Here is a 15045-nt window from a genome sequence, read left to right as displayed (position 1 = left end):
TAAGGAGGAGATGATATGTCGTTTAAAGATTTAGTTGTTGTTGTTACCGGAGCTGCGAACGGAATAGGTAAAGATGTATCCCGCGCATACGCGAAACAAGGAGCAAAAGTGGTATTGGCAGATGTGGACGAAACCGAAGGAGAGCGTCACGCAGAAGCTATTCAAAGACAAGGCGGAGAAGCCATTTTTGTCAAAACAGACGTCCGAAAAGAAGGCGACATTTTAAATCTCGTTGAAAAAACGGTCAGTACGTATGAAACGATACATATTTTGATTAATAATGCAGGCGTTTCCCGCTGGAAATCACCGTATGAGCTAACCATTGATGAATGGGATGACATTATCAATACGAACCTGCGCAGCGTGTTTCTATGCTCTCGCGAAGCAGCTAAGGTGATGAGAAAAAACGAAAGCGGAGGCTCCATTGTAAACTTAGCTTCTACAAGAGCTACAATGTCTGAACCTCACACAGAAGCCTATGCTGCTACAAAAGGAGGAATCGTTGCTTTAACTCACGCACTTGCCATTTCACTTGGTGATGACAATATCACAGTAAACGCTATTTCTCCAGGATGGATTGAGACATCTGACTACGATGGCCTTCGTGAAATCGATCATGCGCAGCATCCGTCTAATCGGGTGGGAACGCCAGCCGATATCTCAAGAGCGTGTATGTACTTAACAAACGTCGAAAATGATTTTGTAACAGGAGCTAACCTCGTAGTAGACGGGGGAATGACGCGAAAGATGATTTATGAACATTAAGCATCTAAGAAAAAAGACTGCCGTATTTAGCAGTCTTTTTTCATATAATCAAGAAAAGAAAAAGATAATAATTTTTGCTTGACAGAACAAAATAATCATTGTAAAGTAAGTTACATAAAGTAATTAAATTTCAATTAATATTTTTTTAGTTTAATATCTCGAATTAGAGATATAAGAATTCATTATATCTTGTTTATCTCCTTTTATCAGGGGGAAGGGTATAAACATGCAATTTAAGCTTAAAAAACAAACAATTAGGAGTGTGGAAAATGGGTTTTTTAGATAAATTATTTGATAAATCAAGTGATCAACAACAGGTTGGAAAAGATTTTTATGAAGCGATTAAAAACCGACGTTCTATTTATGCAATTGATAAAAATGTAAAAATATCAGAAGAAAAAATTGAAGAAGTTATTAACTTTGCGGTGAAACATACTCCTTCAGCATTTAATTCCCAAAGCGCACGCGTAGTCGTTTTATTTGGCGAACAGCATGATAAAGTATGGGATATTACGAGAGAAACGCTTCGTAAAATTGTTCCAGCTGAAAATTTTTCAGATACGGATCAAAAAATGAACTTATTCGGAAGCGGCTATGGAACAGTTCTTTTCTTTGAAGATCAAGAAGTAGTTGAAGGATTGCAAAAGCAGTTCGCATCTTACAGCGAAAATTTCCCGGTTTGGTCTAACCAATCATCAGGCATGCTGCAGCATGTGATTTGGACAGCGCTTGAGCTCGAAGGCCTAGGAGCAACATTACAGCATTACAATCCATTGATTGACGATGAAGTAAAAGCAGCTTGGAATATTCCAAGCTCATGGAAATTAATTGCCCAAATGCCATTTGGTAATCCTGTGTCACCTGCGGGAGAAAAAGAATTTCAACCGCTAACTGAACGTGTAAAAGTATTTAAATAAGCAAAATAAGAGGTACGGACAAAATTATTTTAGTTGAAGCAAAATCCGAACGATTCATCGTTCGGATTTTTTCATTGGTATGGCAAGCGTAGGTTTTGCGTATGTAGTAGCTGCTTCTAGCGGTTGATTTCGTTATGTCTCAGCCTCTTTTTTTGATAAATAGTTTGAATATTCTTTTATGTTTAACCTAAGAAAAATGCGGTTAAATAGGAGGAGTAGTCCTCAAATCTTCTGTGGAATTTATGCGCTATACATAAGCAATTCAACGATGTTTTACAAAAAAATAAAGTTTTTAACTTGGTTTTTTAGAGAATATTTGTTAACATATCCACTTGTGAGGTCTTAGTAAGAGGAGGATGATGTAAAGAATCCCATATCGGACGCAAGGGCGTAGATATGTGGAGTGGGAATTTTAAAGGAGGATTTTATGTCTGATCAAGGAAATCAAGGAAAATTTAAAAAATCAATATCGTTACTTGACCTAACGTTAATTGGGATGGGAGCTATTTTTGGTTCCGCCTGGTTATTTGCGGTTAGTAACGTAGCGTCAAAGGCTGGACCAGCCGGAAGTTTTTCGTGGCTGATTGGCGGAGTCATTATTTTACTTATCGGTTTAGTGTATGCTGAACTTGGAGCAGCGCTGCCACGTACCGGTGGAATTATCCGTTATCCGGTTTACTCACACGGTCATTTAGTGGGTTACTTAATTTCATTCATTACCATTATTGCTTACACTAGTTTGATTGCTATCGAGGTAACGGCTGTACGTCAGTATGTTGCTTTTTGGCTTCCTGGTCTAACTAAACATGGTTCTGAATCGCCTACTACAGTCGGCTGGTTATTTCAGTTCGCGTTATTAACGCTATTTTTTATCATTAACTACGTAAGTGTAAAAGCATTTGCTAAGTCAAATGTTATTATATCTGTGTTCAAATATGCGGTTCCTCTTACAATTATCGTCGTGTTGGCTTATCACTTTAAATCAGCTAACTTTACAACTGGCGATTTTGCTCCGTTTGGTTTTAATGGTATCCAAGCAGCCATTTCAACAGGTGGCGTTATGTTTGCTTACCTAGGACTTCACCCTATTGTTTCTGTAGCCAGTGAAGTTAAAAACCCGCAGCGTAATATTCCAATCGCGCTCATTATCTGTATTGTACTTTCAGCGATTATTTACACAGCACTGCAAGTATTGTTCATTGGTAACATCCCGGCTGATATGCTATCAGGAGGATGGGGAACAATTCAAGAGCAATTCTCTTTACCATTTAAAGATATTGCACTTATTTTAGGCCTTGGCTGGTTAGTAACGCTTGTTATTTTTGATGCTATTTTATCACCAGGCGGTAACGGGAACATCTTCATGAATACAACTTCTCGTTTAGTTTATGCTTGGTCTCGTAATGGAACATTATTTAAACGTTTCTCAAAAGTAGATAAGAAAACAGGAATTCCACGTGCGTCACTATGGCTATCATTTGGAATGTCCGTATTCTGGACACTGCCATTTCCTTCTTGGGAAGCGCTAGTAAACGTATGTTCAGTGGCACTTATTCTGTCTTATGCGATTGCGCCAATTTCAGCTGCTGCATTCAGAGTAAATGCAAAAGATCTTAAAAAACCTTTTAAATTAAAAGGCATGAGCGTTATTGCTCCTGTATCATTTATTTTCTGTTCATACATCGTATATTGGTCAGGGTGGACGACAATTTCTTGGCTGCTAGGATCACAGCTTCTAATGGTTGTTATCTACGTAGCGTTTAAGAAATACGTACCAACTGACGTTGTAAAATTTGCACAGCAGCTTAAATCTGCTTGGTGGCTAGTTGCTTATTATATTATTATGCTTGTTATCTCTTATCTAGGTTCATTTGGTGGAGGACAAGGTGTGCTAAGCAACCCGCTTGACTTAATTTTAATTGCTCTTGTTTCACTTGGTATTTTCTACTGGGCGAAATACACAGGTTTACCAAAAGCAGTTATCGATACAGATGATTAATAAAAAAACACGGCATGAATTCATGCCGTGTTTTTCGCTTGTATAGGGGGTGTACTCTATTTACTTATCAAACAGCCACGTTTTTAATATAGCAGCATACTCACGAGAGTAGGCTTGAAGTTTAATTGAATTTGGTGTCTTTGCACCTAAAGGATAAACGTCAAAACCTTGACGTTTAGCAATAATAGAGGCGCGAAATAAATGAAAATCACTGCTAACAAGGACGACTTTTTTGTGTTGAATATCAACTTTCTGTTTAGTAAAAGTAAAATTCTCAAAAGTAGAAGTTGACTGATTTTCTTTTATAATTCGATTCTCTTTAATTCCTTCTTTCCGCAGAAAACGATAGGCTGCCTCTGCTTCAGAAATTGCTTCATCGGATCCTTTTCCGCCCGTTACGATAACTTTTGTTTGTTGATGTGCTTGTAAATAAGATAAAGCCGTCTTTACTCGTTCTTTTAAACTAGGAGACATTTGGTCACCATCTACTTTAGAACCTAAAACGAGCACATAATCTGCGTTTTGCGGAACAGGCTTGTGAGCAGTTTGATACATACAAAAAGATATAATTGCTATATAAAGAACAAGAGAACCAATAAAGGTATAAATCATTTTTTTCTTCAACTGTGAGCACCTTCCTAGCTATTTCATAAGATGTTTGGAAAATAATTGTTATTATAGCATACGAGACCCAAATAAGTATAAACACAGTAATATATAATAATAGAAGAAAATCGTTATTGTGAATGGTTATAAAATTCGTTACAATAAAGAATAAATGATTTTAAAAGTGCCTCTAAGGAGGATAATAGGGAAATCGGTGTAAATCCGGTGCAGCCCCCGCTACTGTAAATGTGGATGAACCTGCAAAGACCCACTAGTCAAACTAGGAAGGGTGCAGAAGTAAAACGAAGCATAAGCCAGGAGACCTGCTTTTAAAAACCCCTTATTTTTCGGTGGGAGAAATAAGTCAAGACAATGTGTTAATGAGCGCATGACCAAACCTTGACTTTTACAGTTAAGGTTTTTTTATGTGGTAGGGAGTGGGAAAAGTGAAAAAAGGAAAACCGCTTATGATTCAAGGAACGCACTCAGACGCTGGAAAAAGCATGATTGCTACAGCATTTTGCCGTATTTTTAAAGAAGACGGCTATCAAACTGCACCGTTTAAATCGCAAAATATGGCGCTTAATTCATACATTACAATGGATGGAAAAGAAATTGGCAGAGCGCAAGGAATTCAAGCAGAAGCGGCTGGAGTAGAAGCAACAACCAATATGAACCCTATTTTAATTAAACCAACTCGTGATCATGAATCTCAAATTGTCGTTCACGGAAAACCGCTACGTAATATGTTTGCTTTTCAGTATCGGCAAGAATTTTTTAATGAAGGTTTGAACGTTATCACGGAAGCTTATAAAGAGCTTGCCAATCATTATGATCGAATTGTGATTGAAGGCGCTGGAAGTCCTGCCGAAGTCAATTTGAACGATCGGGAACTCGTAAATATGCGTGTTGCAAAAATAGCAGAAGCGCCTGTTGTGCTAGTAGGAGATATTGATAAAGGTGGCGTTTTCGCGAGCCTAGTGGGTACTCTTCAATTGCTTCCAGATGAACACAAGTCTAGAGTTATCGGGGTGTTAATTAATAAATTCCGAGGAGATTTAGAACTTTTAAAACCAGGTTTGAAGTGGTTTGAAGAATACACGGGTGTTCCGGTTCTAGGAGTTATTCCTTATATGAACAACGTGGAAATTGATGCGGAAGATTCGTTATCACTTAGAAATTACTCAACGCTTGTGAATCCGTTAAAAGAAATTGATATTGCGGTCATCTCGTACCCGCGCATCTCAAATTTTACAGACATCGATCCTTTAAGCTTAGAAGAAGACTGTCACGTGAGGCTTGTAACCAAGCCGTCGCAATTAGGTACGCCTGATTTAATTGTTTTACCAGGAAGCAAAAATACGATTGAAGATGCGCAGTTTTTACAAGAAAGCGGCCTGGCTCTAGCCATTAATCAAGTATTGAACACAACGAACGTTCACGTCATTGGCATCTGCGGAGGATATCAAATGCTAGGGGAGACAATTACAGACCCTGATGCAGTAGAATCTCGGATTGAATCCATTAAAGGGCTGGGCTTGCTTCCAGTGGAAACGGTTATGACAACCAGCAAAAAAACAGAAAGAGTTGCTGGGTATGTCCAGCTAGAAAGTGAAAGAGTTTCGATTGAAGGCTACGAAATTCATATGGGAAAGACGATTTCTAAGAGCACCACGGAAGCTTTTGCAGTGGTAGAGCATGAAAAAGAAGGAACGGTTAAAGACAACGTCATTGGCACGTATGTTCATGATATGTTTCATAATGATGCTTTGCGCAGAGCTTTGCTTAATCAAATTCGTAAACATAAAAAATTGCCGCCTATTACGGACACATTCAACAGTCGCCTGCAAAAAGAGGAATCTTTTTCAAAAGCAGCAGCATATGTGAGAGAAGCCGTAGATATGGAAAAGCTGTATCAGTTAATAGACAACTATAAAAGCCCGGAGCAAACACAAAAAGTATAGCTTGTAGAGGCTTTCGCTTGTTTTTTTGCCGAGAACTTTAGTACGCTATTCTACGTTGCCTAGTTCAACAGTCTAGCACTCGTAACAAATAAAAGATGATTGTTTCCAACTTAATGCATGGTGGAAGCATGGTTTATGGACAGGAAAATGAATGGTTAATGTAATATAAAACATCACGCCTCGTTTCCTAGAGGAGCTGAACGTATTGATTTTTAAACGTATTTTTTTTAACAAAGCATCTATTTTATACATAGTCAGTTTATTTATTGTATGTACTTCGGTAATTATGGGCGTATTTATTGGTACAGTTTCGTTAACCGTAGGAGATACAATCAAAATTATTATTGGCCACCTTACCGGGCTATCCTTATATCACGGTCCCGAAAACATGGATTTAATCATTTGGCAAATTCGTTTTCCAAGAGTACTGGTGGCATTTTTAGTAGGAGCTTCGCTTTCAATAGCAGGGGCTGCCTTTCAAGGGCTATTAAGAAACTCTCTTGCTGATCCTTATACGATTGGGGTTTCCTCAGGTGCAACCCTTGGCTCTGTCATGGCAATTTATTTTCATTGGAGTATTTTTGGTTTGTCTATCTTCACGCTGCCTGTAGTCGGCATTGTATCTGGTTTTATTACTCTTCTTTTAGTTTTTGGTATTACGAAACTCGCAAGCGGCAATTTGGCCAATGAAACCATCATCTTAGCGGGGATTATTTTATCATCCTTTATGAGCGCGCTTATTTCATTAATTGTGGCTCTTTCTCCCGAAGAAGATGTAAGACAGGTTTTATATTGGCTAATGGGAAGCGTATCAATGAGAGGATGGTCTCATATTCAAATTTTAGGGCCGTTCTTTTTGATTGGTACAATTATGCTGTTGTTACATGTAAAAGAGCTGAACGGCTTAGCATTTGGCGATCAATCCGCTCAGTTTATGGGAATAGACGTAAAGAAGAAAAAAAGAATGATTTTAATAGGTGCATCCGTATTAACAGGGGCTGCGGTATCAGTATCTGGGGCAATTGGATTTGTTGGCTTAGTTATCCCCCATGTAGTGCGTCTCGTAGCGGGAGCTAATCATAAGCATGTACTGCCGCTTTCTATTTTAATTGGAGGAAGTTATTTGGTTTTAGCAGATTTATTGGCACGAACGATATTAGAACCTCGTGAACTGCCGATTGGAGTCGTAACCGCCTTAATTGGTTCGCCAATCTTTACCCTGCTCCTTGTAAAAGAACGTATGCGGAAAAGAGGAATATCATGATTGAACTATATAATGTGACAGGAGGATACGATAGGCAGCAGCCGACCGTTCGTGACATCACGTTCACCGTAGACAAAGGTTCTTTTGTCGCTTTACTAGGACCAAATGGAAGCGGGAAAACAACGCTTATTCGCTTGATTATGAATGTATTAACCATTCAATCAGGCGAAGTGAAGGTAGAAGGAAAGTCAGTGAAGGCTTATTCACCAAAACAGCTGGCGCAAAAAGTTGCAGTCATGACGCAAGAAAATCAAATTGGGCTAGAATTTACGGTTCAAGAAATTGTTTCACTTGGACGTTACCCTTATCAGGCAAAAGGATTGTTTAGCACTGTATCAGCACAGGATGAAGAAGTGGTGGAAAGCGTGATGAAATTAACAAACGTTTGGCACTATAGAAATCATACTTTTCAATCGCTGAGCGGTGGAGAAAAACAGCGGGTTTTACTGGCTAAAGCACTGGCGCAAGAACCTGACTACTTACTTCTTGATGAACCAACGAATCACTTAGATGTAAAACATACGATGGAACTGCTTCAGCTGTTAAAAACGTTACAGCAGGAAATGAGCTTAACGGTTCTGGCCATTTTGCATGATCTCAACATCGCCTCGCTGTTTGCAGATAATGCTGTGTTACTGAAAGATGGAAGAGTAGAAGAAACGGGGATGGATGCTATTTTTCAGGATGCAGCTACGTTAAAAAGAGTATATGGGGTTGATTTGCATGTATTTCACCATCCCGCTGTGAACAAGCGGCAAATTGCTTTTGTGCCGCCGTATCAATATCCAGAGACGGACTTTCATGAGTTATATCAGTTACAAAAGGAACCGGGCAACCTATGTTTATCCTTTGTTCGTCCTTTGAGAACTCTTTCACTGGGTTCAAATGAAACAGGCCTAGACTGGTGTCAAGAAATTGTTCAACAGCAAAGCAGTGCTAACGCGGCGTGGAAATCTGCGTCTTTATCCAGTCATGAAGTTCGCTTAAAAGACGATAAAGGTTACTCGTGGCTGGCTGTGCTGACACATGGACAAAAAGAGAATGAAATGAATATTGTTCTACTAACAAATACACCGCTTTCGGACGCGAACTTACTTCATGCAGCGATGAAGGTAATTGAGTACCGGGCTTTCTTAGGGAAAACAGGACGTATTGCTGTAGCATCATCTCATCATAAAGAAGAAAATCAAGAAGAAATTTCAGAGTTCTTAATGGAACGCCTCCAAAAAGAATTACAACTATTTATGGAAACAAAAATGACCGACAATTGCTTTAAATAAGCAGTAGCGGTCATTTTTTATTCTTCGGAGTGATCATCAGATTTTTCTGGTTCACCTCCTGAACTCATCGTTGTTTCAGTTGTATGTTCATCAATCTTTTTTTCTTTTAGCTTAACAGAAAACAAGTCTTTGACTTCTTCATCTACTTGATCAGAGTCAGCGCTGTAAGTGGTGCCGATGTTTAAGTGACCCGTTAAATCTTTAATGCCTAGCTGGCCGAAATTATTACTAAGATCAATTTTGTCTAACAATACTTTTTCGACCATGATTTTTTCAACAACAATGGACTGCTTTGGCTGAGTTACTTCATCAATCTTTTTGTCAAGAGTTTTCACCATCTCATATAAGGCGGTATTAGAAGATTCTTCCTTTAACGCAGAGAGCTGATTTTGAATAGCCTCGAAATTAGGAGCTGACTGCATAGCCGAGAGTAAATGAGCTGTTTGCTCGTGCAGTTGAGACAGTGATTGAATAAGGTGAGCTGATTCATGTAATTGCTGATGAAGCTCTTCTATTTTAGGGATCGCGTCGGTTAAACGCGTCACTTGATCAATAATTCCCTGCAGGTTCAGCGCTGAATCTGACGAAAGAGCAGGTTTTGTGACTTCAGCTTCAGCAGATGTCTTAGGCTCCGTTTGGCTAGACAACTTCTTTGGCTGCTGAGAAGGGTTCTTTAGATTAGACTGTTTTTTAGTTTTCATCTTTTTGGGTAATTCTTTCCGCTTTTGATTAGAACGTTGGTCTATGGGACTTACTTTTTTTTTGGTTGGGAGGGAAGACGGATTTATTTTGCGGACTGTTTCAATTTTAGGCGATTGTTTAAACCACTTAGAAAACATGAAATTCCCTGCCTTTCATGCTACGTATAGTTCTGCACAATAAATTACAAATCAAATTTCACATGCAAAAGACCATCTTTAAATGATGCGTGACACGGCGCTTCCTCTACAGCAGGTGGAAGGATAATTGATCGTTGAAACGTTCCTTCACGTCTTTCTTTGTGAAGAACATTTGCATCCTTCACGGTTAAAAGAGATGAACCGGATATGTGTAAAGTATTTTCGTGCATAGTCAATTCGACGTCTGTTCGTTTAGCACCGGGGATTTCAATTACAACTAACAGTTGATTTGCCCATTCATATACATCAATTAAAGGATAATCTCGATACTCATTTACAATCTGAGGAGAAGCATCTGCTTCCGTATCATTCTTTTCTTCATGATCATCATCAAAAATCTTTTCCCAAAATTTCGTATGGTTTTCTTCTTGTAACGTTTCTGCCCACTTTTTAAATTTTCCGTGATTCATATTTGTCACCTTCTTTAAAAAAATAAAACAAGGCCTTTTGCAGCTTTCTATTTTATATGTATGCATGAAAACAGAAAAAAACGTCCACTTTAATCTAAATCGTGGACGTCTATTTGAGACATAGGAATATTAACATGTTTAGGCATCCGGATTTCCAACACTCCGGAACGATATACGGCGCGCGTACCTTTTTTGCGAACCGAACAAGGAAGCTGAATTTCTTCTTTGAAGGATTCTTCTCCATCTATTCCTTCAATCGTGCACACGTATGGAGTATGATAGACTTTAATGCTTGATACAATATCGCGATTAGGGATTTTTAACTGTACAATGCATTCGTCTAATGTATTGATGACGTTTGAATCAAACCTTCTTAGCTGTTGTCCTTGACCTTCATTTCCCACATCCTGCTGTTCTTTCATCATGTCTTGGGCTTGCTTAAAGAATTCATTTCCTTGCATAAAATCGGGAAAAGAATGGGACATTGTAGAAGAAATCATTTGCTGAATATACTTATTCATGTCTTTAGATGCCATTCCTTTTGGGATATTTTCCATCATTCCTTTAAAAGGAGACTTTCCAAATGGAAACATATTTACACACCTCCTTGTAATGTGCCAAGTAAACTAACAAAATTGTTAAAGCTAAATTTGATTTCCAATTGGAGCTGAAGGGTTTGCAATTTGATCTTGATCACTTACATCAGGATCTAACACGCCCGTATTCATTTGAGAGCAAGTAGGAGAGAAGTTACCTAAAGAGAAATTTGCGCCGTTAAACTTTGAGTTCGCCGTGTGACTGTTTTGAATGGTGGAACCAAAATCAATATTTGCGTTTTGCGTGACACCGTTTGTTACGATATTAAAAACGTTAATTTGAAGAGGCATAAAGAGACTCCTTACTGTTTTTATTCATTCTACTCCAACAGTCTATTGCGTTCAGAGAGAATGTATTCACCGTTTGTCGTCATGCTGTTGACAAGCATCGCCCTATATCACTGCTGATAACCATTGACATGATCAACGTTTGCAATATCTGTTTGGTCATTTGTATCAGGATCGATATAAATGTTTCGCATTTTCGAGGAAGCAGGTGAGACATCGCCATAAGAAGAGTTCGTACCAGTGGATTTTGAATGAGCCGTGTGACTGTTATGGAGTGCTTCGCCAATGTTGACAGAACCGTTGCTTGAGATACTGTTGATCTTTAAATTATAAATGTTAATAACACTTGGCATACGCTCTCACCCTTTTCTATGGTTGATTAATGTATCCTATGATGATAAGTGCCTAAACGTTCACAATTCCTCATAACTAAAATCGCCTTTTCCGATTGAAGGAAAAAGCGATTGAGAGAGGATTACTTAATGATATGATGGGCTTATGAAATGGGTGCAATACGATAATTCTTTTTTTCTAAAATGTAAGAGATGCTTTGTTGGACAGTGGAAAATGTTCGCCAATTAAACTGAGAATCTACAAGCGAAAGAGCCATTTTTGAAGAAAGACCCACAATAAGGCAAGTGGTACCAATCAAACGCAAAGCATCGTGAAGCGTGTTAATATAATAACCGTGTTCTTCATCTAACGAATGAAGGGAAGATAAATCAATAAGCAAATAGCGCGCCTGTTCTTTTACAACTGCCTCCAATACCGTTTCAGTTAGCTTCTTACCACGTTCTATATCCATCTTACCGGTAATGGGCACAGCTAAAACCTCGTCCCATATTTTTAATAAAGGTGTAGACAAATCCTCAATTAACCGTTCTTTTTCAAGCTCTGCTTCGGCTTGATCTGTAAAGTCTAATAGCATAAGCAAGTAGCCATAACGCTCGCCGTCTTTTGTATCAATAGGGTGAATCACGGCTTCTGCTACGTATTGACTGCCAATCGTTATACGCGTTCGGTAGGTTGTATGAAGAGAGGTGAGTAATTTTTCCGCTTCTTCAGAATTGGAATGAAAGAAGTCCATATGCTTTCCAATTAACTCTTCGATATGAGATAACTGGTAGATTGGAAGTACTGGCTGGAGTGTTTCAATTGCTCTTGCATTCATCCACTGCACACGATAGTCTTTATCCGCAATGATCATGGTTTCTTGAATATTTTCTAAAATCAAATGGCCATTAAGCTTTTGTGGAAGTCGTCCAATTCCATTCATTCTCCATCTCTCCTTATGTGTGTATTAAGTTTATGTACATCTACTTTATATTTTACAGTGAAAAGAATAAAGAAGGCTATAAGAAATTTATTAACGTATATAGGGATTATGGTATGTAAAAAAACGTTGGAGTAAGCACTCTCTTCAATTAAAAAACTCCCCTATGCAAAAGGGGAGGCCACCTTACTCATATGATTTAATAAAATCAACGTTGTATTTTTCAACACTTGATAAGTAGGAATCTCTAAATGATGAATCAGGCGTATACCATGACTTTTCATAAAAATAGGCTTGAAGATCTTTCGATTTAAATACATACCCATGCCGCGCATAGATTTCATTTCGAGCTAGCCTTAGTTCACTCGAGCTCAAACTGCTAATATCACTATAGCTTAATTTGTAAGAATCCGAATCAGGAAGAATATAAGAGCTTGAAGTAGCATAAGAGTGCGGCCCAGGCACGATCACTTCTCGTTCTTTTATGACGGTTTTTTCCTTTTCGACGGGCGGCGTTTGTATATTTAACATAATACTTTCTTCACTTTGAATAGTGTAGGGACTGCTTTTGAACGTTGTGCCGTCTTTTTGCACTTCTGCATGAACAGTGACGCTTCCATCCGTGGCAACAGGCCCTATTTGTGATGAGCTATTCACCTGCAGTCCCGTGCTTTTTCCATTTAAGAATAAAATAGCGTCATCTCTATTCGATGAGATTGTAACGTAAGCCCCGTTAAATACCACAGATATATTTTCTTCTTTTTGTCGGTGAAAATTTACAGTGGTTTGGTCTGTAAGTTTTCCATAAGAGCTTTCATAAAAAGCCGTAAGCGGGTAATTTCCAATCATAAAAGGCCCTATTTTTTGCGTTTGATTCTTGGATATCGATTGTTTTGTATCATTGACTATAACCGTTGCATCCTCTGGCGTGGTGAGAGAGATATAATATGATGACGGCACAACCACGTACTGTTTTTTGAAAAGTAGTGAATGTTTCTGTTCTTTTATTGTAAAGTAGATGCTCGATTTATTTTTTAAATCATTTTCAACATCTCGTAAAATAGAACCATCGGAAGTTGCGTCTAACAGAGCTTGAATAGATGTGTCATTAATAACTATAGTAGACTGCGAAGAGTCTAACAACTCTCTTAACACAGCTGTATCTTTCGATTCTAATGCCTCAATAAAGCGGTCAGCCGTCTTTTCTTCTGAGCCAGAGAAAAAGAAATAAAATACAAAAGTTAAAAGAAGTATAAGCGCAATACCCCCGCCAATATACCAGCTCTTTTTATGCTTGGCTGCAGCTGGCGACACGGTGAAAGAAAAGCCGCAGTTATTGCAAAATAATTGGTCTGTGCTTGCACTGGCCCCGCATTTTGGACATTGATTCATTCACACCATTCCTTTCTTTTTATTTCATTAAATGTATGGAATGTGTAGGTAAAACAGACCATTAAATTGGAAAAAGAATAGATTCAACAAGAAAGATAAATACACCAAACATGCACAGAAAAGGTGAGGTATGCTATGATAAGAACTATATATTAATCCGATAGGGACACTCTGTCATATAAAAAGGAGATGAAGCAAATGAGTGTTTCATTTGTAAATAAAAATCAAGAGTCTACGTATGAAAAATTGCTGCCTCTAGTCGAAAAATTTAAGAAACGAGCTTTTAAAATAGATGAAGAAGGTACGTTTCCCTTTGAAAATATTCAAGAGTTAAAAGAAGCGGGCTATACACGTCTTTCTCTCGAAAGCAAATATGGCGGAAATGAATTACGCCTTTATGATTTTTTATTATTTCAAGAATTAATTGCTCAAGGAGATGCTTCTACGGCTCTTAGTATTGGATGGCATATGGGGATTACAATGGACTTGCGTGAAAAACAGCCTTGGAATCAGCAAATGCTCGATTTTATTTTTAAAGAAATAGAAAAAGGTGCACTTATTAACACCGCTGCAACTGAACCGAAGACGGGAAGTCCTACTCGAGGAGGAAAACCGGAAACGACAGCCGTAAAAACAAAAGAAGGCTGGCGAATCAATGGCCGAAAAACATTCACCACGATGTCTCCAGTGTTAAATTATTTTTTGGTAAAAGCAAGCATTGAAGGTGAAGAAGAGATCGGCTTATTTTTAATTCCTCGTGAAACAAGCGGACTTTTAATAGAAGAAACATGGGATATGATTGCAATGCGCGGAACAGGAAGTCATGATCTTGTGCTAGAAAACGTCGATATTAAACACGACTTTCTTGTTGAACGCCTCGGTGGTTTTAAAAAGAATGAGCCAAGCGGCTGGCTGCTTCATATACCAGCTTGCTACATGGGTACAGCCATCGCAGCAAGAGATTATGCTGTCGCATTTGCTACAGAATATTCGCCTAATAGTATTGAAGGAACGATTAGCGAATTGCCAAATGTGCAGCGGTTAGTAGGAGAGATGGAACTTGAACTTATGCAAGCGCGTCACTTTATGTACAGCGTGGCAAGTAAATGGGATGAAACCAGCGACCGAGCAGCATTAGCGGGAGAGTTAGCAGCTGTCAAACACGTAGTGACCAATAGTGCCTGTACGATTGTCGACAAAGCAATGCGCATCGTGGGGGCGAGAAGCTTGCAGCGCAGTAATCCGCTGCAGCGCTATTATAGAGACGTGCGTGCTGGGCTTCACAACCCTCCAATGGATGATATGACGATTGTTAATTTAGCGAAGCAGGCGTTTGCTAGATAAAACTTAATAACATGTTAAATGATGAAAAACTGCTTATTATAGGCTATT

15 protein-coding genes and 1 riboswitch are annotated in these 15045 nt (G+C 38.6%); of the genes, 7 read left to right on the top strand and 8 right to left on the bottom strand.

What is annotated here, in order from left to right; genetic code table 11:
* Positions 1-15: 15 nt before the first annotated feature.
* The 3 genes from OK414_RS15960 to OK414_RS15950 all read left to right on the top strand — a co-directional run bounded on the left by OK414_RS15960 (position 16) and on the right by OK414_RS15950 (position 3681).
* Positions 16-765: an SDR family oxidoreductase gene (locus tag OK414_RS15960; RefSeq protein WP_034650911.1), complete on the top strand. Its 750-nt coding sequence runs from the start codon at positions 16-18 to the stop codon at positions 763-765.
* 269 nt (positions 766-1034) lie between these two features.
* Positions 1035-1682, top strand: a complete 648-nt coding sequence (locus tag OK414_RS15955; RefSeq protein WP_034650914.1) for a nitroreductase family protein — start codon at positions 1035-1037, stop codon at positions 1680-1682.
* Between the two features lie 427 nt (positions 1683-2109).
* Complete coding sequence (locus tag OK414_RS15950; protein WP_013083735.1) at positions 2110-3681, top strand: APC family permease; 1572 nt, start codon at positions 2110-2112, stop codon at positions 3679-3681.
* A gap of 60 nt (positions 3682-3741) precedes the next feature.
* Here the strand turns inward: OK414_RS15950 and OK414_RS15945 are convergent, their stop codons facing one another.
* The gene (locus OK414_RS15945; RefSeq protein WP_263045199.1) at positions 3742-4305 is read right to left on the bottom strand and encodes a YdcF family protein; all 564 of its coding nucleotides are present in this window, start codon (positions 4303-4305) and stop codon (positions 3742-3744) included.
* A gap of 147 nt (positions 4306-4452) precedes the next feature.
* Positions 4453-4633, top strand: a riboswitch (cobalamin riboswitch).
* A 91-nt stretch (positions 4634-4724) separates the two neighbouring features.
* Between OK414_RS15945 and OK414_RS15940 the strand changes: the two genes are divergently transcribed.
* The 3 genes from OK414_RS15940 to OK414_RS15930 all read left to right on the top strand — a co-directional run bounded on the left by OK414_RS15940 (position 4725) and on the right by OK414_RS15930 (position 8795).
* On the top strand, positions 4725-6251 hold the full coding sequence (locus tag OK414_RS15940; RefSeq protein ID WP_263045198.1) for a cobyric acid synthase: 1527 nt from the start codon (positions 4725-4727) through the stop codon (positions 6249-6251).
* Positions 6252-6456: 205 nt separating this feature from the next.
* A complete protein-coding gene (locus tag OK414_RS15935; RefSeq protein WP_013057631.1) occupies positions 6457-7515 on the top strand; it encodes a FecCD family ABC transporter permease in 1059 nt (352 codons plus the stop codon).
* Entirely contained in the window at positions 7512-8795 is a 1284-nt protein-coding gene (locus tag OK414_RS15930; protein ID WP_047932282.1) for an ABC transporter ATP-binding protein, read from the top strand. The genes OK414_RS15935 and OK414_RS15930 overlap by 4 nt, the downstream gene beginning before the upstream one ends.
* 17 nt (positions 8796-8812) lie before the next feature.
* Here OK414_RS15930 and OK414_RS15925 read toward each other — a convergent pair whose 3' ends face one another.
* The 7 genes from OK414_RS15925 to OK414_RS15895 all read right to left on the bottom strand — a co-directional run bounded on the left by OK414_RS15925 (position 8813) and on the right by OK414_RS15895 (position 13653).
* The gene (locus OK414_RS15925) at positions 8813-9634 is read right to left on the bottom strand and encodes a hypothetical protein (protein WP_016764653.1); all 822 of its coding nucleotides are present in this window, start codon (positions 9632-9634) and stop codon (positions 8813-8815) included.
* 44 nt (positions 9635-9678) lie between these two features.
* Complete coding sequence (locus tag OK414_RS15920; RefSeq protein WP_013083730.1) at positions 9679-10104, bottom strand: Hsp20/alpha crystallin family protein; 426 nt, start codon at positions 10102-10104, stop codon at positions 9679-9681.
* An 89-nt stretch (positions 10105-10193) separates the two neighbouring features.
* Positions 10194-10697, bottom strand: coding sequence for an Hsp20/alpha crystallin family protein (locus tag OK414_RS15915; RefSeq protein WP_034650927.1), 504 nt, complete (start codon positions 10695-10697; stop codon positions 10194-10196).
* A gap of 51 nt (positions 10698-10748) precedes the next feature.
* Positions 10749-10991: a spore germination protein gene (locus OK414_RS15910; RefSeq protein WP_013057626.1), complete on the bottom strand. Its 243-nt coding sequence runs from the start codon at positions 10989-10991 to the stop codon at positions 10749-10751.
* A 107-nt stretch (positions 10992-11098) separates the two neighbouring features.
* On the bottom strand, positions 11099-11341 hold the full coding sequence (locus OK414_RS15905) for a spore germination protein (protein WP_013057625.1): 243 nt from the start codon (positions 11339-11341) through the stop codon (positions 11099-11101).
* Between the two features lie 143 nt (positions 11342-11484).
* Complete coding sequence (locus OK414_RS15900; RefSeq protein WP_013057624.1) at positions 11485-12264, bottom strand: STAS domain-containing protein; 780 nt, start codon at positions 12262-12264, stop codon at positions 11485-11487.
* Between the two features lie 183 nt (positions 12265-12447).
* A complete protein-coding gene (locus OK414_RS15895; RefSeq protein WP_263045197.1) occupies positions 12448-13653 on the bottom strand; it encodes a TcaA 3rd/4th domain-containing protein in 1206 nt (401 codons plus the stop codon).
* A 198-nt stretch (positions 13654-13851) separates the two neighbouring features.
* Here OK414_RS15895 and OK414_RS15890 point away from each other — a divergent pair, with 198 nt between their 5' ends.
* Positions 13852-14997, top strand: coding sequence for an acyl-CoA dehydrogenase family protein (locus OK414_RS15890; RefSeq protein WP_034650937.1), 1146 nt, complete (start codon positions 13852-13854; stop codon positions 14995-14997).
* The last annotated feature ends 48 nt before the right edge of the window (positions 14998-15045 follow it).

It is taken from the genome of Priestia sp. JV24, from assembly GCF_025910025.1.
GTDB lineage: Bacteria > Bacillota > Bacilli > Bacillales > Bacillaceae_H > Priestia > Priestia megaterium.
This window is presented reverse-complemented; position numbering and strand designations above follow the sequence as displayed.

Coding starts and splice junctions, on each gene's coding strand:
- OK414_RS15910 (WP_013057626.1), bottom strand. CDS start 10,991: ATGCCTCTTCAAATTAACGTTTTTAATATCGTAACAAACGGTGTCACG.
- OK414_RS15900 (WP_013057624.1), bottom strand. CDS start 12,264: ATGAATGGAATTGGACGACTTCCACAAAAGCTTAATGGCCATTTGATT.
- OK414_RS15890 (WP_034650937.1), top strand. CDS start 13,852: ATGAGTGTTTCATTTGTAAATAAAAATCAAGAGTCTACGTATGAAAAA.
- OK414_RS15930 (WP_047932282.1), top strand. CDS start 7,512: ATGATTGAACTATATAATGTGACAGGAGGATACGATAGGCAGCAGCCG.
- OK414_RS15925 (WP_016764653.1), bottom strand. CDS start 9,634: ATGTTTTCTAAGTGGTTTAAACAATCGCCTAAAATTGAAACAGTCCGC.
- OK414_RS15950 (WP_013083735.1), top strand. CDS start 2,110: ATGTCTGATCAAGGAAATCAAGGAAAATTTAAAAAATCAATATCGTTA.
- OK414_RS15915 (WP_034650927.1), bottom strand. CDS start 10,697: ATGTTTCCATTTGGAAAGTCTCCTTTTAAAGGAATGATGGAAAATATC.
- OK414_RS15960 (WP_034650911.1), top strand. CDS start 16: ATGTCGTTTAAAGATTTAGTTGTTGTTGTTACCGGAGCTGCGAACGGA.
- OK414_RS15920 (WP_013083730.1), bottom strand. CDS start 10,104: ATGAATCACGGAAAATTTAAAAAGTGGGCAGAAACGTTACAAGAAGAA.
- OK414_RS15955 (WP_034650914.1), top strand. CDS start 1,035: ATGGGTTTTTTAGATAAATTATTTGATAAATCAAGTGATCAACAACAG.
- OK414_RS15895 (WP_263045197.1), bottom strand. CDS start 13,653: ATGAATCAATGTCCAAAATGCGGGGCCAGTGCAAGCACAGACCAATTA.
- OK414_RS15905 (WP_013057625.1), bottom strand. CDS start 11,341: ATGCCAAGTGTTATTAACATTTATAATTTAAAGATCAACAGTATCTCA.